13 protein-coding genes and 1 pseudogene are annotated in these 16709 nt (G+C 72.1%); 5 read left to right on the top strand and 9 right to left on the bottom strand.

The annotated features are described in order from the left end of the window. Positions 1-13 precede the first annotated feature (13 nt). Positions 14-928, top strand: coding sequence for an ATP-grasp domain-containing protein (locus AB0D57_RS35435; RefSeq protein WP_362082844.1), 915 nt, complete (start codon positions 14-16; stop codon positions 926-928). 37 nt (positions 929-965) lie between these two features. Here AB0D57_RS35435 and AB0D57_RS35430 read toward each other — a convergent pair whose 3' ends face one another. Further along, positions 966-1442, bottom strand: a complete 477-nt coding sequence (locus tag AB0D57_RS35430; RefSeq protein ID WP_362082841.1) for a rhodanese-like domain-containing protein — start codon at positions 1440-1442, stop codon at positions 966-968. A 94-nt stretch (positions 1443-1536) separates the two neighbouring features. Here AB0D57_RS35430 and AB0D57_RS35425 point away from each other — a divergent pair, with 94 nt between their 5' ends. Further along, positions 1537-1983, top strand: a complete 447-nt coding sequence (locus AB0D57_RS35425) for an Lrp/AsnC family transcriptional regulator (RefSeq protein ID WP_362082838.1) — start codon at positions 1537-1539, stop codon at positions 1981-1983. Between the two features lie 32 nt (positions 1984-2015). On the opposite strand, the gene AB0D57_RS35420 is transcribed toward AB0D57_RS35425, so the two are convergent. From AB0D57_RS35420 to AB0D57_RS35400, 5 genes are all read right to left on the bottom strand, one after another. Next, positions 2016-5018 carry an SMC family ATPase gene (locus AB0D57_RS35420; RefSeq protein WP_362082835.1) on the bottom strand — a complete coding sequence of 1001 codons (3003 nt, stop codon included), beginning with the start codon at positions 5016-5018 and terminating at the stop codon, positions 2016-2018. A gap of 34 nt (positions 5019-5052) precedes the next feature. Next, positions 5053-6216, bottom strand: coding sequence for an exonuclease SbcCD subunit D (locus AB0D57_RS35415; protein ID WP_362082832.1), 1164 nt, complete (start codon positions 6214-6216; stop codon positions 5053-5055). 248 nt (positions 6217-6464) lie between these two features. Continuing rightward, complete coding sequence (locus AB0D57_RS35410; protein WP_362082829.1) at positions 6465-7904, bottom strand: gamma-aminobutyraldehyde dehydrogenase; 1440 nt, start codon at positions 7902-7904, stop codon at positions 6465-6467. A 16-nt stretch (positions 7905-7920) separates the two neighbouring features. After that, entirely contained in the window at positions 7921-8322 is a 402-nt protein-coding gene (locus tag AB0D57_RS35405; RefSeq protein ID WP_362082826.1) for a nuclear transport factor 2 family protein, read from the bottom strand. A 73-nt stretch (positions 8323-8395) separates the two neighbouring features. Continuing rightward, positions 8396-9931, bottom strand: coding sequence for a cytosine permease (locus tag AB0D57_RS35400; protein WP_362082823.1), 1536 nt, complete (start codon positions 9929-9931; stop codon positions 8396-8398). A gap of 105 nt (positions 9932-10036) precedes the next feature. Between AB0D57_RS35400 and AB0D57_RS35395 the strand changes: the two genes are divergently transcribed. Further along, positions 10037-11488, top strand: coding sequence for a PucR family transcriptional regulator ligand-binding domain-containing protein (locus AB0D57_RS35395; protein ID WP_362082820.1), 1452 nt, complete (start codon positions 10037-10039; stop codon positions 11486-11488). A 172-nt stretch (positions 11489-11660) separates the two neighbouring features. Here AB0D57_RS35395 and AB0D57_RS35390 read toward each other — a convergent pair whose 3' ends face one another. Continuing rightward, complete coding sequence (locus AB0D57_RS35390) at positions 11661-12287, bottom strand: YigZ family protein (RefSeq protein ID WP_362082817.1); 627 nt, start codon at positions 12285-12287, stop codon at positions 11661-11663. A 503-nt stretch (positions 12288-12790) separates the two neighbouring features. Here AB0D57_RS35390 and AB0D57_RS35385 point away from each other — a divergent pair. Beyond that, positions 12791-14781: pseudogene (locus AB0D57_RS35385) on the top strand (amino acid transporter). A gap of 82 nt (positions 14782-14863) precedes the next feature. Here the strand turns inward: AB0D57_RS35385 and AB0D57_RS35380 are convergent. Further along, positions 14864-15427 (bottom strand): histidine phosphatase family protein, encoded by a 564-nt coding sequence (locus AB0D57_RS35380; protein WP_362082814.1) that lies wholly within the window; start codon positions 15425-15427, stop codon positions 14864-14866. Further along, entirely contained in the window at positions 15424-16104 is a 681-nt protein-coding gene (locus AB0D57_RS35375) for a hypothetical protein (RefSeq protein WP_362082811.1), read from the bottom strand. Before AB0D57_RS35375 ends, AB0D57_RS35380 begins: the two co-directional genes overlap by 4 nt. Before the next feature lie 459 nt (positions 16105-16563). On the opposite strand from AB0D57_RS35375, the gene AB0D57_RS35370 reads away from it, so the two are divergent. Then, on the top strand, positions 16564-16709 hold a 146-nt coding region (locus tag AB0D57_RS35370; RefSeq protein ID WP_362076096.1), incomplete at its 3' end, for an FAD-dependent oxidoreductase.

Below are 16709 nucleotides of genomic sequence, written 5' to 3'. Positions count from 1 at the left end.
AAGTGAGCCCCTCATGCGCACCTCCTTCCTCATCTGCGGCGATCCGCTGCGCCCCACGCACCCCGACCCGGCGTTCGCCGACGAGGTCTCGGCGCTGCGCGCAGCGGGCGCCGACCTCGCGCTGCTCGACCACGACGCACTGGTCGCCGGGGACGCCGGGGACGCCGTACGGCGAGTACCGCGGGACTCGGGCGCGTACTGGTACCGGGGTTGGATGATCCCCGTACGGCGGTACGAGGAGCTGGAGCGGGCGCTCGAACAGCGCGGCTGCTCACTGCTCACCTCGGCCGCGCGATATCGCCGGGCGCATGAACTTCCCGGCTGGTACGAGGTGTTCGAGGTGCTGACACCGACGACCGTGTGGACGGCGGCGGCAGCCGGGAAGCCGCCTTACGGAACGGAGCTGTCCGAGCTCACGGCGGGACTCCGTCCCGGCGCCGGCGTCGTCAAGGACTACGTCAAGTCGCGCAAGCACGAGTGGGACGAGGCGTGCTTCGTGCCGGACCTGTCCGACCTCGCCCACCTGTCGGCCGTGGTCGAGCGGCTCTTCGCGCTTCAGGAGGACTCGCTCGTCGGTGGTCTGGTGGTGCGGGAGTACGAGGCGTTCGTCCGGGGCGGCGAGGCGCGCGCGTGGTGGGTGGACAGCGAGGTGGTGCTGGTCACCGCGCACCCCGACAGCCCCGGCGACTGTCCCGTACCGAGACTCGACGCCGTGCGGGCGGCTGTCGCCGCGCTGGACTGCCGGTTCGTGACGACCGACCTCGCGTTGCGTGAGGACGGGGAGTGGCGCGTCGTCGAAGTGGGCGACGGACAGGTGAGCGGGGTGCCGCGGGGTGCGGACATCGGCCGCCTTGTGGGGGCCCTCGCCGTCGTGGACGTCAGCGGTGGAAGCGAAGGTGATCGCGCATGTCCGCCTCCGGCACCCTGATCGCCTGGGCGCCTTAGCCGTGGGGCCCGGCCGGGGTTCAGCAGCCGCAGTCCGCCGCGTTCACCGGCGCCGTCAGCGGGTCCGCGTCGCGCCGCTGCCGCCCCTCCCAGGTCTCGAACTCGAAGCCCTCGCGCACCCAGTACTCGAAACCGCCGAGCATCTCCTTCACCTGGAAGCCGAGTTCGGCCAGGGCGAGGGCGGCGCGAGTCGCCCCGTTGCAGCCGGGGCCCCAGCAGTACGTGACCACCGGTACCGACCTGTCGAGGAGGTGCCCGGCCTGCTCGGGGATGAGCGCGGTGGGCAGATGGATCGCGCCCGGCACGTGCCCCTGGTCCCAGGACTCGGTGGAACGGGAGTCGAGGACGACGAAGCCCGCGTCGCCACCGGCCGCGAGCGCGCCGGCGACATCGGACACGTCGGCGTGGAAGGCGAGGCTCGCGCCGAAGTAGGCGGCGGCCACGGCCGGGGACGCCGGGGCCACGCGCAGTACGGCGTTCGTTGCATGCACAGTCATAGTCGAAAATCTACGTCCGGTGATCCACTTCCTGAAGGAGCGATCCACGGCATCAGTCTTGATCCACCGGGGATCTCCCTGCTACTCATCGCACATGACCGCGTATTCCCCGGACGCCACCGACTGGCGCATACTCGATGTCCTTCAGCGTGAGGGCAGGTCCAGCTTCGCCGAACTGGCCCGTGCCGTCTCGATGTCCGCGAGCGCGGTCACCGAGCGGGTGCGGCGCTTGGAGGAGGCGGGCGTCATCCAGGGGTACGCGGCCGTCGTCGACCCGGAGCGTCTGGGGCTGCCGATCCTCGCCTTCGTCCGGCTGCGCTATCCGAACGGCAACTACAAGCCGTTCCACGACCTGGTCGACGCCACGCCCGAGATCCTGGAGGCGCACCACGTCACGGGCGACGACTGCTTCGTCATCAAGGTCGCGGCACGCTCGATGAGCCACCTGGAGGAGATCTCGGGCAAGATCGGCGCCCTTGGCTCGGTGACCACGAGCGTCGTGTATTCCTCGCCTCTCCCCCGACGCCCGCTGGGCCGCTGACCCCGCCGGTCCGGTCAGCCAGGTCAGCCCGGTCAGTCCTGAAGGCCCCGCTGCCGCACGACCGACCCCGTTCTCCCCTTCACGACCTCCAACTGGGCGTGGACACGCCGCCGCAGGTCCGCGACATGGCTGACGATGCCGACGCTGCGGTCGCGTTCCCGCAGGGCGTCGAGGACGTCGAGGACCTCGTCGAGGGTCTGGTCGTCGAGGCTGCCGAAGCCCTCGTCGATGAAGAGCGTGTCGAGCCGCACTCCGCCGGCCTCGTCCGTGACGACGTCCGCGAGGCCGAGAGCCAGCGCGAGGGAGGCGAAGAACGTCTCGCCGCCGGAGAGCGTCGCCGTGTCGCGCTCACGCCCGGTCCAGGCGTCCACGACATGCAGGCCGAGCCCGCTGCGGCCACGGCCTGCCCGGTCGTCGGAGTGGACGAGGGTGTAGCGCCCGGACGACATGCGCCGCAGCCGTGCGGTCGCGGCGGCGGCGACCTGCTCCAGGCGGGCGGCGAGGACGTACGCCTCCAGGCGCATCTTGCGCTCGTTCTCCGCGGAGGTGCCCGCGGCCAGCCCGGCCAGGCGTGCCACCCGGTCGTACTCCTCGCGCAGGGGCGCCAGGCGGCGTACGGAGGTGGCCGCGCGCGTGGACAGCCGGTCGAGCTCCGCGCAGCGCCGGGCGGCCGCGTCCTGGGCGGAGGCGGCGTCCTGGACCCGTCGGGCGGCGGACTCGGCCACCTGCTGGGCGGCCCCCGGGTCGGCGGTCGGCTGCTGGGCGGCGGCCGCCGTGTCGGCCTCGGCGAGCAGCGCGCGGACCTCCGCCTCCTCCGACTGCCAGGCGTCGAGCCGCCGTTGGAGGTCCCGGTGGGCCGCGTCGTCGAGGAGTGCGGCGGCAGCGTCCTGCGGCGTGTCGAACCCGGCGCGGAAGGCGGCGTCGGCGAGCCGGGCGTCGGCGTCCTTGAGACGCTGCGCGGTGTCCTCGGCCGCGCGCACCGCGTCCGCGGCCTCGGTGAGCAGTTCGACCTGTCGCTCCAGCTGCGCGGACCGCGCGGAAACGCTGTGGGCGGCGCCACGAGCCTGCGCCAACTCCTCCTCCAGCGACGCCCTTTCCCGGTCGTTGCGGTCGCGGTGCGAGACGCGGGCCGCGGCGCGCAGTGCGGCCTCCTGCTGGGCGGCGACCCGCCGTTCATGCTCGAGCTCGGCCTGTGCGAGACGTTCGCGCGCGGCGTGCAGCCCGGAAGCGGCAGCGCGCGCCACGGCGTGCTGTCGCTCCAACTCGGCAACTTCTTCGGCGAGTTGCTCGGTGGGGGCGTTGCCCGCCGCCGCGGTCGCGGCGGCCAGCGACTCGCGTACGACGCCGAGTCGCCCCTCGAGCTCGGTGGCATCCTGGTCGGCGCGCTGGTACGCGGCGAGGGCCCGCTCCTCCGTCTCCCGGTCGACATGCCCGGCGATCTTCCGTGCGGGCGCGGGGTGTTCGGCGGCGCCACAGACGGCGCAGGGCTCGCCGTCGACGAGACCGGCGGCGAGTTCCGCGGCGATGCCCTTCAGCCGCTGTTCCTTCAGGTCGAGCCAGTGGACGCGGGCGTCCGTCGCGCGTTCGCGTGCGGCCAGGGCCCGTGCGTGGGCATCCTCCGTGTCCCGGGCGAACCGGTCGCGCCGGCGGGCGGCGTCGAGGCGGGCCTGGCCGGGATCGCGCTGCACGGCCAGCTGCTCGGCGCGCGCCGCCGCCTCCTGCGCGGACCCGACGCGGTCCTGAAGGACGGCCCGGGTCTCCTCCCAGGTGGCGAGCCAGCTCTCGGCGTCCTGGCGGACGTCGTCGTCGGCGCGCTCCTGACGGTCCAGGGAGGCACGCTCCGCGGTGAGTTCGGTGAGCCGGCGCTCGGCCCGGCGCGCCGATTCCAGGCCGCCCAGCTCCTCGGCCGCCTTGCGCGCCGCCACCGCGAGCCCGGGCGCGCCGGCTCCGGCGAAGGTCTCCGGCAGGTCGGCCCGCACGCGTGCCTCCGCCGCGGCCGCGCGCCGGTGCTCGGCCTCGACGTCGTCGCGCAGATCGAGCGCGGGGGCCACCGCCTCGGCTTTACGGCCACGCTCCATCCTCGCCCGCGCCTCCTGGTGGGCGTCGCCACGCTCCTCCAGCCGCGTGGCGCGCTCCCGCGCCTCCGTGAACCTGCGCTGCAGCCGGGCCAGTTCCCGTACGTCGTCGAGTACGTGGTCGGCGGCGACCCGCGCGGACTCGGCGGCCGTATGCGCGGTGCGGGCGACGGTCAGCCGTTCGCGGGCGGTGCTGCGGGCGTGGGCGGCCCAGGTCAGGACTGCGGCGGCGAGGCCGGGGTCGCCGGGCGCGAGCTCGGGCAGCGGCACTTCGACGATGTCCCCGGCAGCCTGCTGCATACGGTGCGCGTCGGCGAGCAGCCCCGTGTCCCCCTCGCGCACTTCGGCCTCGGCCGCGCGCCTTCGCTCGGCGAGGCGCTTCTCGACCTCGGCGAAGCGGTGCGTGTCGAAGAGGCGGCCCAGCAGCTTGCCGCGAGACTCGGCGTCGGCCCGCAGAAAGCGTGCGAAGTCGCCCTGGGGCAGCAGCACGACCTGGCAGAACTGCTCGCGGCTCATACCGAGCAGTTGGGTGATCTCCTCGCCGATCTCCTGGTGGGAGCGGCTGAGGTCCTTCCAGGAGCCCGCCGCCGCGTCGTACTCGCGCAGCCAGCTCTGTGCCTTGTCGGTCGTCGTGCCGGCGCCGCGCTTCTTGGGACGGGCCCAGGGCGGCTGCCGGGTGATCTCCAACCGGCGTCCGGCGACGGTGAGTTCGAGACGGATCTCGGTGCGGGTGGCGGGTGCCGCGTGGTCGCTGCGCAGGGTCATGCCCTGGCCGCTCTGGCGGGCGCCGGGGACCGCTCCGTACAGCGCGTAGCAGACCGCGTCGAGGACGGACGTCTTCCCCGCGCCCGTGGGGCCGTGCAGCAGGAAAAGGCCGGCGGCCGACAGCTCGTCGAAGTCGACCTTCTGGGTGCCACCGAAGGGCCCGAAGGCGGTGATGTCCAGGCGGTGCAGCCTCATCGGCCCCCCTCGAAGTCGCACTCACGTGGTGTGGTCACCGGGCGATCTCCCGTACGGCCTCGTCGGCGCGGACGGCGTCGAACGCGTCCCGCAGCACGGCCTGTTCCTGTGCGTCGACTCCCGCGCCGCGCACATGGGCCACGAAGTCCTCCGCGATCTGCTGCTCGCTGCGGCCCGCCAGCCGCCGGGCGTAGGAGACGTCCGGGTCCTCGGGGGCCCGGTCCGGGTCGAAGGCGAGGCTGAGCGTGTGCGGGAAGCGTTCGGTCAGTCGCGCCATGGGTTCGGCCGGGCGCACCGGGTCGGTGAGGGTCGCCTCGACCCACGCCTCCTCGTGGCGGACCAGCTCCGGGTCGGCGAGCAGTTCCTCCAGCCGGCCGCGGATCCGGGCGAGCGCCCGCGGGACGGGGCAGTCGATCCGCTCCGCGCTCAGGGAGCCTTCCGGGCCCAGGTCCACCAGCCACATGCTCTTGCGGTGGTCGGCCTCCGAGAAGGAGTACGGCAGTGGGGAGCCGGAGTAGCGGACGCGCTCGGTGATGGTCTGGCTGCCGTGCAGATGCCCCAGCGCGGCGTAGTCGACGCCGTCGAAGACTCCGGCCGGTACGGCGGCGACCCCGCCGACGGTGATGTCCCGCTCGCTGTCGCTGGCCGCACCGCCGGTGACGAAGGCATGGGCGAGGACGACGGAGCGGGTGCCCGGTGCGCGCGTGGCGAGGTCGGCGCGGACCCGGTCCATGGCGGCGGCGAGCACCGCCTCGTGCCCCGCCTTCTCTACTCCGAACTCGTCCTTCACCAGGGCCGGTTCGAGATACGGCAGTCCGTAGAAGGCGACATCACCGTGGGCGTCGGCGAGGATCACGGGGGTGCCGCACGCCGAGGGCGCGGTCCGCAGGTGGATGCCCGCCCGGCCGATGAGCCCGGCGCCGACGCCGAGCCGGCGCGCCGAATCGTGGTTCCCGGAGATCATCACCGTGGGCACACCGAGGTCGGCCAGCCGGTGCAGGGCGTCGTCGAAGAGCTCGACCGCCGCCAGCGGCGGCACCGCCCGGTCGTACACGTCCCCGGACACGACCACCGCGTCGACATCGCGCTCGCGCACGGCCGTGACGAGGTGGCCGATGAATTCGGCCTGGGCACCGAGCATGTTCACCCGGTGGAACGCCCGGCCCAGATGCCAGTCGGAAGTGTGCAGCAATCTCAAGAAACCGCTCCGACCTGCACGTTTTCCCTCGCTACGCCTCTAAAACCAGCACGAACCACCACGGGCCCCCCATCAGCACCCACCACGCTAACGCCTAGGGGCCCCTGATCCACACGAGTCTCAGCTACGCACCCGTTTCCGGCGCCACCTTGCCGGACCACTCCCGGCGTGGGCGGCACACTGGACGCCGCTGTGGAACCCGTCGCCCGCCGGGCGCAGGGCCGGGGCGGGCGACGCGTTCGGGGACGTCAGAGTGACGTCATGACGTGCTTGATCCGGGTGTAGTCCTCGAAGCCGTACGCGGAGAGGTCCTTGCCGTAGCCGGACTTCTTGAACCCGCCGTGCGGCATCTCGGCGACGAGTGCCATGTGGGTGTTGATCCACACACAGCCGAAGTCGAGGTTCTTCGACATCCGCATCGCCCGCGCGTGGTCCTTGGTCCACACCGAGGAGGCCAGTGCGTAGTCGACGCCGTTGGCGTACTGCACGGCCTGGGCCTCGTCCGTGAACGACTGGACCGTCATGACCGGGCCGAAGACCTCGTTCTGGATGATCTCGTCGTCCTGCCGGAGGCCGGAGACCACGGTCGGGGCGTAGAAGTAGCCCTTCTCTCCGACCCGGTGGCCGCCCGCCTCGACCCTGGCGTGCTCGGGGAGGCGCTCGATGAAGCCGCTGACCTGGGCGAGCTGGCCCGCGTTGTTGAGCGGGCCGTACAGCACGTCCTCGTCGTCCGGCTGCCCGGTCCTGGTGTCGGCCGCGGCCTTGGCGAGGGCGGCGACGAACTCGTCGTGGACCGACTCGTGGACCAGGACGCGGGTCGCGGCCGTGCAGTCCTGACCGGCGTTGAAGAAGCCGCCGACCACCAGGTCCTCGACCGCCTTCTCCAGGTCGGCGTCCTCGAAGACCACCGCCGGGGCCTTCCCGCCGAGCTCCAGGTGGACCCGCTTGACGTCCTTGGCCGCGCTCTGGGCGACCTGGATGCCCGCGCGTACCGAACCGGTGATGGAGGCCATCGCGGGGGTCGGGTGCTCCACCATCAGGCGGCCGGTCTCACGGTCGCCGCAGACCACGTTGAAGATGCCGCGGGGCAGCTCCAGCTCCTCCAGGACACCGCCGATGATCTCGGCGATCAGCACCGTGGAGGCCGGGGTGGTGTCCGAGGGCTTGAGGACCACCGCGTTGCCCGCCGCGAGCGCCGGGGCGAACTTCCACACCGCCATCAGCAGGGGGTAGTTCCACGGCGCGACCTGTGCGCACACACCGACCGGCTCGCGGCGGATGATGGAGGTCATCCCTTCCATGTACTCGCCTGCCGAGCGGCCCTCCAGCATGCGGGCCGCGCCCGCGAAGAAGCGGACCTGGTCGATGGCGGGGGCGAGTTCCTCGCTGCGGGTGAGGTGGAGCGGCTTGCCGGTGTCCCGGCTCTCCGCGGCGACCAGCTCGTCGGCCCGTGCCTCCATCGCGTCGGCAATCTTCAGCAGCGCGCGCTGCCGCACGGACGGTGTGGTGTCGCGCCAGACGGGGAACGCCGCGGCTGCGGCCGCCATCGCCGCGTCGACGTCCGCCGCCCCCGAGAGCGGGGAGGTCGCGTAGACGTCACCGGTGGTGGGGTCCACCACATCGAGCGTGCGGCCGTCCGAGGCATCGACGAGTACACCGTCGATGTAGTTGCGGAACGTGGTGCTCATGGAACGTCTCTCCTGGTCAGGCGGCGGTACGGGCGGACAGGTGCTCGTGGACGGCGGTCCAGCCGCCGTCGGCGGCGCGGGTGAAGACGATGGTCTCCCGCTCGTGGACCGTCTCCTCACCGGCGTCGGTGGCGATCCGGGTCTCCACGTCGTGGCTGAAGACGGCCGTGTCGCCGAAGTCCTGGATCAGCTGTGCGGACGAGGTGCAGCCGAGGATGCGGAAGCCGTCCTGCTCCACCCACTGCTGCCAGAGCGCGCGGTACTCGGCCGTGGAGCCGAGCCGCTGCGGGGTGGTGTGGAAGACGAAGGTCGCGTCCGGAGCGAAGGCGCCGAAGTAGTCGTCGAGGCGGCCCTCGGCGAAGGCGGCGACGAGCGCGTCCGCGGCGGCCTGGACTTCCTGGACGGTGGTGGTACTCATGCACAGCTCCTGGTCGTGGGCGTTCGGCGGGCGGGGCCGGAACGCCCGGCGTTCGGTTTCGGGGGAGGAGGGCTCAGTGGGCCGCGGCGCGCTCGGCGACGGTCTCCTCGGCGCCGCCGGTGATCGGTGGCACCGGGGCGTCCGAGGCCCGGACGAAGCGGGGCCCGGCCGGTCCGTAGACGGCGCGCGGCTCAGGGAACAGGGCGAGCAGGGTGAGGTAGAGCACGGTCGCGAGGGCGAGGCCGACCGGCAGCGAGATGTCCGTGCCGTTGGCCAGGTCGCCGAGCGGGCCGACGAACTGGCCGGGCAGGTTGGTGAAGAGGAGCGCCACGACGGCGGAGACGAGCCAGGTGGACATGCCGCGCCAGTTCCAGCCGTGCGTGAACCAGTAGCGGCCGCCGCGCTGACGGCGGTTGAAGACCTGCAGCGCTTCCGCGTCGTACCAGCCGCGCCGGGTGACATAGCCGAGCGTCATGACGATCATCCACGGTGCGGTGCAGGTGATGATCAGCGTGGCGAAGGTGGAGATGGACTGCGCGAGGTTGAGCGCGAAACGGCCGACGAAGATGAACGCGATGGACAGGGCACCGATGAAGAAGGTGGCCTGGACGCGGCTGAAGCGCGTGAAGACGCTGGAGAAGTCGAGACCCGTGCCGTACAGGGCCGTCGTGCCGGTGGAGAGGCCGCCGATCAGGGCGATCAGGCAGAGCGGCAGGAAGTACCAGCCGGGCGAGATCGCGAGCAGTCCGCCCACGTAGTTGGGGGCGGCCGGGTCGACGTACTTCGCAGCCTTCGACGCGATGATCGACGCGGTGGCCAGGCCGAAGAGGAACGGCAGCAGGGTGGCGATCTGGGCGAGGAACGCGGCGCCCATCACCCGGCGGCGCGGGGCCCCGGCCGGAATGTAGCGGGACCAGTCACCGAGGAACGCGCCGAAGGAGACCGGGTTGGAGAGCACGATCAGCGCGGCGCCGATGAACGACGGCCAGAACAGCGGGTCGGCGGTGGAGGCGAAGGCTCCCGCGTAGCCGGGGTCGAAGTCGCCCGCGAAGGCGAAGGCACCGAGCACGAAGAGGGCCGACGCCGCCCACACCGCGATCTTGTTGACCAGCAGCATGAACCGGAAGCCGTAGATGCAGACGACCAGGACGAGCCCGGCGAAGATCGCGTACGCGATGCCGTAGGTGACGTCCGACTCGGGGACGTCGACGAGCCGGTTCGCGCCGCCGACGAGCGCGTCGCCCGAGGACCACACCGAGATCGAGAAGAACGCGATGGCGGTGAGCAGGGAGAGGAACGAGCCGACGACCCGGCCGTGCACGCCCAGGTGCGCGGAGGAGGAGACGGCGTTGTTCGTGCCGTTGGTGGGGCCGAACAGTGCCATCGGGGCCAGCAGCAGCGCACCCGCGACGAGGCCGAGGACGGTCGCCGCGAGACCCTGCCAGAAGGAGAGGCCGAAGAGGATCGGGAAGGCGCCCAGCACACAGGTCGCGAAGGTGTTGGCGCCGCCGAAGGCGAGGCGGAACAGATCAATCGGGCGGGCCGTGCGGTCCTCGTCCGGGATCCGCTCGACACCATAGGTCTCGATTTCGGTGATCGAGGTCGTCACGGGCGCTCCACCTTCCGTTCATGCATTGGGGGACGGTCCCACAGTCTGTGGCCCCGGGATGAGCAGCCACAATTGTGTCCGTCACAAAGCCGTACGCTGTCTTCTGTGGCCAGCAACAAACTCACCGTCGAGGATCTTCTCTCTTTCCCGGCACTCCAGCTCTCCGTGAAGGCCGGCAGCAGTGGTCTGGGCCGGTCCGTGTCCTGGGCGCACGCCAGCGAGCTCGCCGACCCGACGCCCTGGCTCCTGGGCGCCGAGGTGATCATGACGACGGGTCTGGCGATCCCCCGTCACGCGGCCGGACAGCGCGCCTATCTGGAGCGGCTGGACGACGCCGGGGTATCCGCTCTCGCGCTCTCCGCGCAGCTGCACATGCCCCCACTCCACGACGCGTTCTTCCGGGCGGCGGAGGAGCGGGGCTTCCCGGTCCTCGAAGTGCCACTCGCCGTCCCGTTCATCGCTGTCGCCCAGGAAGTCGCGGCCTCGGTCCAGGAGGACGCCCGGCACCGGCTGGGCGCGCAGCTCCAGGTCTTCGGCTCGCTGCGCTGGCTGGTCTCCGAGGACCTCGACACGCCGACACTTCTGCGCCGTCTCGAAGGCCTTTCGGGTTACGACGTCTACCTTTGCACGCCGCAGGGCCGCCCGCTCCTGCCCGGCGTTCCCACGCCGGATCCCGCTGTCCTGCCCGCTTCCGTCGACGCTCCACCGACGGTCCCCGGCGGATTCGTCCTTCCGGTGCCCGCGCCCGGCGGACCGGCGGGCTTTCTCGTCGCGTACGAGCGTCAGGGCGCCCAGCCCGCGGGACTCGCCGTCGTCCAGCACATCGCCACCGTGGCGGCGCTGCGGCTGGCGATGGTGCGCAACGAGCGCGAGACGCTGCGCCGCGAGGGCGCGGAGACGCTGGCCGAGCTGCTGCAGGAGGTGCTCGACCCGGAGGCGGCGCGCCGTCGGCTCGCCCGGCACGCGATCGAGGGCGACACCGTGCTCCTCGTGGTGCGCCACACCACCGACGAGGCGCTGCTGCTCTGCCTGGAGGACCATCCCCATCTGCTGCTCACCCGGGGCGAGGACCGCTACGTCCTGGGGGCGCCGGAGCTGGCGGTGGCCGTCGGTGAGCTGCCGGTAGTGGCAGCCGGGATGAGCCGCCCCTTTTTGCCGGGCGCCGCACTGAAGGTCGCCCAGCGCGAGGCGCTCTGGGCCGTCTCCAAGGCCGTGGAGTCGGGCCGCCCCGTCGTCCGGTACGGCGACGACTCGACGGGCCGGTGGCTGCCCGACGACCCCGCTGTCCTGACCGCACTGGTCGAGCACGTGCTCGGCGAGGTCCTGCGCTACGACGAGGCCCATGACTCGCAGTTGCTGGTCTCCGCCCGCACCTGGATGGAGCGCGACCGCCGTACCGAGACGGCCGCGGCGGCGCTCCACATCCACCCGAACACCCTCGCCTACCGGCTGCGTCGCTTCGGCGCTCTCGCGCACCGTGACCTGACGTCGACGGGGGCCCTGGCCGAGGTCTGGCTGGCGATCCAGGCAGCGGGGGCGCTGGGCCTGACCGACTGAGTACGGCTCGTTGCAGGCCGGGAGCGAGGAGGCGGGGACACCGGGGATGTCACCTGGTGGGGTCGTGCCACCTGCACGGTCGGCACCCGCTCGGCAGTGATCCAGGCCTACCAGGTCCGCCACGGCGATCGCTCGGTTCTCGCGGCTCAGGCGGGATGGCGTGATGGCCCGCCTATGCGTCCCCGTACGCCTCGCCGCCCAGTTCGAACCCGGCCGTCCCCGCCGTCATATCGGCGAGCCACGCACGGAAGGGCTCCACGTCGGCGTCCGGCAGCCCGATCTCGATCGTGACGGCCTCGCCGTACCGCACGTCACGCACCTCGCGCCCGGTGGAGCGCAGATCGTTCTGCACCTTGCCCGCGCGCTGATGGTCCACGGTGACCGTGGCCAGCCGGAAACGCTTGCGCGTCAGCGTGCCGAGCGTGTCCAGCGCCTCGCCCACCGATCCGCCGTACGCCCTGATCAGTCCGCCCGCGCCGAGCTTGACGCCGCCGTAGTAGCGAGTGACTACGGCGACGACGTACCGCATGTCGCGGCGCAGCAGCATCTGGAGCATGGGGACGCCCGCGGTGCCGCCCGGTTCGCCGTCGTCGCTCGCCTTCTGGACGGCGGCGTCGGCTCCGATGACGTAGGCGTAGCAGTTGTGCGTGGCGTCCGTGTGCTCCTTGCGGACGCCCGCGATGAAGTCCTGGGCCTCCTGTTCGGTGGCCGCCGGGGCGAGGGCGCACAGGAAGCGGGAGCGGTTGACCTCGGTCTCGTGCACGCCCGCGCGGGCCACTGTGCGGTACTCGTCCTGCATCACGCCAGCGTATGCGCTGCACGCGGGCGTGCAGCACCACGGACGCCTCGCCGCCGTGCACGCGGGCGCGTGCGCGGTCAAAGGCCTCCGGCCCTGGCATGGCAGGCCCGTTCGGCGACTCCGGCCCTGGCGCGGCGAACCCGTGCGGCACCCCCGGTCTAGGGCCTGTCCGGCGGATCACGTCGCAGGGAAGCAACGGCGCCTGATAATCGCCGGTGCGCGGGGCCTGGTGCGTGCACTTGCAAGGCGGAGGAGGGCGTCGACGCGATGGGGGTCCCCCCGCTCGAGCGAAGCCGAGAGTGGGGGAGTCGGCAACCGACGACAACGCCGCAGGTGGGCGTGCCAGGCCCCGCGTCTGCGGCATGATCCGCCGGACAGGCCCTAGGCGGAGCCGCTCCGCGCGATCGCCCCCGGCGCGGGTGTGTGAGGCGAAGTGGTGGATACTCGCTGGTCGTTGCCCGACGCCGGATCGCCGGCCCGACCGATCGCAGGGAGATCGCAGCATGACCGGCATCCAGGCGGACACCACGGACTCGGCCGATCCTCTCGATCCGGCGCCCTCCAGCCCCACTCCCCGTTGGCGGGCGTGGCTTTTGGAGGGCCTCAGCGAGCGGTCGGCCCGGCACCCGGGTCCGCACGCCACCCCGGACGCGGAGCACCGGGGCCACAAGTGGTGGCGGGTCATGTGCCTGACCGGCGTGGACTACTTCTCCACGCTCGGCTACCAGCCGGGCATCGCCGCCCTCGCGGCCGGACTGCTGTCGCCGCTCGCGACGCTCGTCCTGATCGCGCTGACCCTGCTCGGCGCGCTGCCGGTCTACCGCCGGGTCGCCAAGGAGAGCCCGCACGGCGAGGGCTCGATCGCGATGCTGGAGCGGCTGCTGCCCTGGTGGGCGGGGAAGGTCTTCGTTCTGGTGCTGCTCGGCTTCGCGGCCACCGACTTCATGATCACGATCACCCTGTCGGCGGCGGACGCCTCCGCGCACGTCGTGGAAAATCCTTTCGCTCCGCACTGGACGCACGGCGGGAACACCTGGATCACCCTCCTCCTGGTCGCCGCGCTGGGCGCGGTCTTCCTGAAGGGCTTCAAGGAGGCCATCGGCATCGCCGTGGCGCTCGTGGCGACGTATCTCACACTCAATGTCGTCGTTCTCGCCGTCTCCGCCTGGGAGGTGCTGAGCCACCCGGTCAGGATCGGCAACTGGACCGACGCGATGACGGCGGAGCACTCCTCGCCGCTCGCGATGGTCGGCGTCGCGCTCCTCGTCTTCCCCAAGCTGGCGCTCGGCATGTCCGGCTTCGAGACCGGTGTGGCGGTGATGCCGCAGGTCAAGGGCGATGCGACGGACACGTACGAGAAGCCGACGGGCCGGATCCGCGACACCCGCAAGCTGCTCACCACCGCCGCCGTGATCATGAGCTGCTTCCTGCTGCTGTCCAGCCTCGCGACGACGATCCTGATCCCGCAGGACGAGTTCGAGAGCGGCGGCTCGGCGAACGGCCGCGCGCTGGCGTACCTCGCGCACGAGCACCTGGGCGAGGCCTTCGGCACCGTCTACGACATCTCGACCATCGCGATCCTCTGGTTCGCCGGCGCCTCCGCGCTCGCCGGTCTCCTCAATCTCGTCCCCCGCTATCTGCCGCGCTACGGCATGGCCCCGAGTGGACGCGCGCCGTACGGCCCCTGGTGCTCGTCTTCATGGCGGCGGCGGTCTGCATCACGCTGTGGTTCCAGGCGGACGTCGACGCCCAGAGCGGCGCGTACGCGACCGGTGTGCTGGTCCTGATGCTCTCCGCGTCCTTCGCCTCGACGGTGGCGGTGCACCAGCGGGGCCACCGCGCCGCCGCGATCGGCTTCGGCGCGATCACCGCGGTCTTCGGCTACACCCTGGTCACCAACGTCATCGAGCGCCCCGACGGCCTCAAGATCGCGCTGATCTTCATTCTGGCCATCCTGCTCACCTCGCTCGCGTCCCGCGTGCGCCGCGCCTTCGAACTGCGCGCCGCAGACGTCACATTGGACGAGGCGGCGGCCCGTTTCGTCGACGAGGCCGCGGCCGGCGGACCACTGCGGCTGATAGCGAACGAGCCGCACGAGCACAGCACCCGGGAGTACCGCGCCAAGGAGTACAGCCAGCGCGAGCAGACCCACATCCCGGACGACCGCCCCGTGCTGTTCCTGGAGGTCTTCGTGACGGACTCCTCGGACTTCACCGCCGACCTGGCCGTGCACGGCGACGAGAAGCACGGGGTGCGCAGGCTGCGCGTCGAGGGCGCGACCGTGCCCAACACCATCGCGGCCGTCCTGATGCAGCTGCGCGACCGCACCGGCCAGGTCCCGCACGCCTACTTCAACTGGACCGAGGGCAACCCGCTGAGCCACCTCGTCCGTTTCCTCGTCTTCGGCGACGGCGAGGTCGCCCCGGTCACCCGCGAGGTCCTGCGCCGCGCCGAACCCGACCCGGAACGGCGGCCGCGCATCCACGTGGGCTAAAACCGACCGGCAATTGGAGGGCGGCGTCGCGGGGTCTGGCACGCACATCTGCCGCCCTCCAATTGCCGGTCGGTCTGAGGCCTCAGGACTTCTTCTTGCCCCGCGGCACGGTCATGCCCGTCAGCAGCGCCGTGCCCGGGGCCAGTTCGTCCCAGGAGTCGCCTTGCAGGGCGAGGATCGCGATGGCGGAGGTCGGGAACTTCGTCCGTACGGCGTCCAGCGCGTCGTCGAGGCTGTCGCCGGCGAGTTCCAGCACGAGGTCCTCCAGCCCCGGGTTGTGCCCGACCAGCAGCAACGTCCGGATCCCGTCGGGGACTTCACGCACGGCCGCCAGCAACTCCGGTACGTCGGCCCCGTACAGCCGCCGATCCAGTCGTACCGGCGGCGGGGTGCCCCACTGCCGCGACGCCAACTCCCAGGTCTGGCGGGCGCGTACGGCGGTGGAGCACAGGGCCAGGTCCGGCAGGCAGTCGGCCTCGGCCAGGGCGCGCCCGGCGGCCGGAGCGTCACGGAGGCCACGCGGGGCGAGGGGCCGTTCGTGGTCGGCGACGCCCGCGGGCCAGGCGGACTTGGCGTGCCGCAGGACGACGAGTCTGCGCAGCGGACCGGTTGCGGCCCGCTGACCGGCTCCGGCGCGCGCGATCACAGCGCCGCGCCGATGTCGCGGGTGAGTTCGAGCCCGAGGAGACGGTCCGCGTAGGCGTACGTCTCGAAGCGGGCGCCGTCCGGCACGTCCTCCGCGCTTTCGACGCGCCGCAGCACCTCGAGTACGGCGGGCACGTCGAGGTCGTCCTCCCATGCGGCGCGCAGTTCCTGCCGTACGCCCTCGGGCACGGGCTTGGAGGGCCGGGTGGCCCAGGTGGCCACGGCCCTGCGCCAGCGCGCGAGCGTCAGCCGGGCGCCGTCGAGGTCGGAGACGGCGAGGTCGACGGCCTCCTGGCGCGGGGTCGCGAGCAGGACCATCCGCAGCAGCGACGGGTCGGCCGCGCCGCTCACCCGGGCGACCTCGACCCGGACGCCCTCCGCGGCCGCCTCTCCCGACGTGAGCACATGAAGGGCCGGGCCCGCACCGCTCCGGTCGCCCTCGGCGGGGCGGATGCCGAGCTCGGCCGCGCGCGCCCGGAGCCCCGCGGGCGGGTCGGCCACCGTGACGACGGGGGTCCCGCCGATTTCCAGGGCCCTGGCGAGCACGTCGGCGACCAGCAGCACCCGCAGTGCGGACAGGTCGTCCCGCTCCACGTGCGCCTCGACGCGGGTCAGACCACGGCGGGCACGGACGGCTTCGATGGGCTCGCCCGTTCGGGCGTCGGTGATACGCAGCACGGGGTGAGCGTAGGCGGGCGGAGGGCCGGGCGCAGGGAGGTGGGACCCATCCCGGACATGTCCCGCCCCTGTGGTGTAGCCCGCTTCACCACAGGTTCGGGAGCACGCTCCCTCGTGGCGGCGAGCGGCGGACGGGATCGTTGATCTCGGCGGTCGACACCCCGTCGACCTCGAAGAACTGAGCGATCAATGAGACGTTGCCATCTTGAAAAGCACTGGTCAGTGGGGCTGGTGTGAGCCGGGCCGAACACAGCGGGCTGGGCCCCACTCGCCCGCTACCGCGAGACTCCTCGGCCCCTGCCCGACCTCGTCAGGGCCGCGTTACGCCACGCGCGGCGGAAGGGGCGGCGTTTCCGCCGCGTCCGATGTCCGATGTGCGCTAGGTCTCATCCGTGGGCTGTTACACCGGGGGGGCGGCTGGTGTCTCCATGCCGAGTCCATAAGACCGAGGGAGACATGATGAACGGGAACGTCGAGGTAGTCGTGATCGGCGGCGGATACGGGGGCGTCACGGCGGCCAACAAGCTGGCCCGTCGCGACGGCGTGTCGGTGACCGTGATCAATCCGCGTCCCGAGTTCGTCGAGCGGATCCGCCTGCACCAGCT

Origin of the sequence: Streptomyces sp. NPDC048275, from assembly GCF_040652275.1 — a bacterium.
Lineage (GTDB): Bacteria > Actinomycetota > Actinomycetes > Streptomycetales > Streptomycetaceae > Streptomyces.
This window is presented reverse-complemented; position numbering and strand designations above follow the sequence as displayed.

What these genes read in the sequence shown, in the direction of transcription:
- AB0D57_RS35425 (WP_362082838.1), top strand. Translation starts at nt 1,537, where the DNA reads ATGACCGCGTATTCCCCGGACGCCACCGACTGGCGCATACTCGATGTC.
- AB0D57_RS35430 (WP_362082841.1), bottom strand. Translation starts at nt 1,442, where the DNA reads ATGACTGTGCATGCAACGAACGCCGTACTGCGCGTGGCCCCGGCGTCC.
- AB0D57_RS35435 (WP_362082844.1), top strand. Translation starts at nt 14, where the DNA reads ATGCGCACCTCCTTCCTCATCTGCGGCGATCCGCTGCGCCCCACGCAC.
- AB0D57_RS35420 (WP_362082835.1), bottom strand. Translation starts at nt 5,018, where the DNA reads ATGAGGCTGCACCGCCTGGACATCACCGCCTTCGGGCCCTTCGGTGGC.
- AB0D57_RS35410 (WP_362082829.1), bottom strand. Translation starts at nt 7,904, where the DNA reads ATGAGCACCACGTTCCGCAACTACATCGACGGTGTACTCGTCGATGCC.
- AB0D57_RS35405 (WP_362082826.1), bottom strand. Translation starts at nt 8,322, where the DNA reads ATGAGTACCACCACCGTCCAGGAAGTCCAGGCCGCCGCGGACGCGCTC.
- AB0D57_RS35390 (WP_362082817.1), bottom strand. Translation starts at nt 12,287, where the DNA reads ATGCAGGACGAGTACCGCACAGTGGCCCGCGCGGGCGTGCACGAGACC.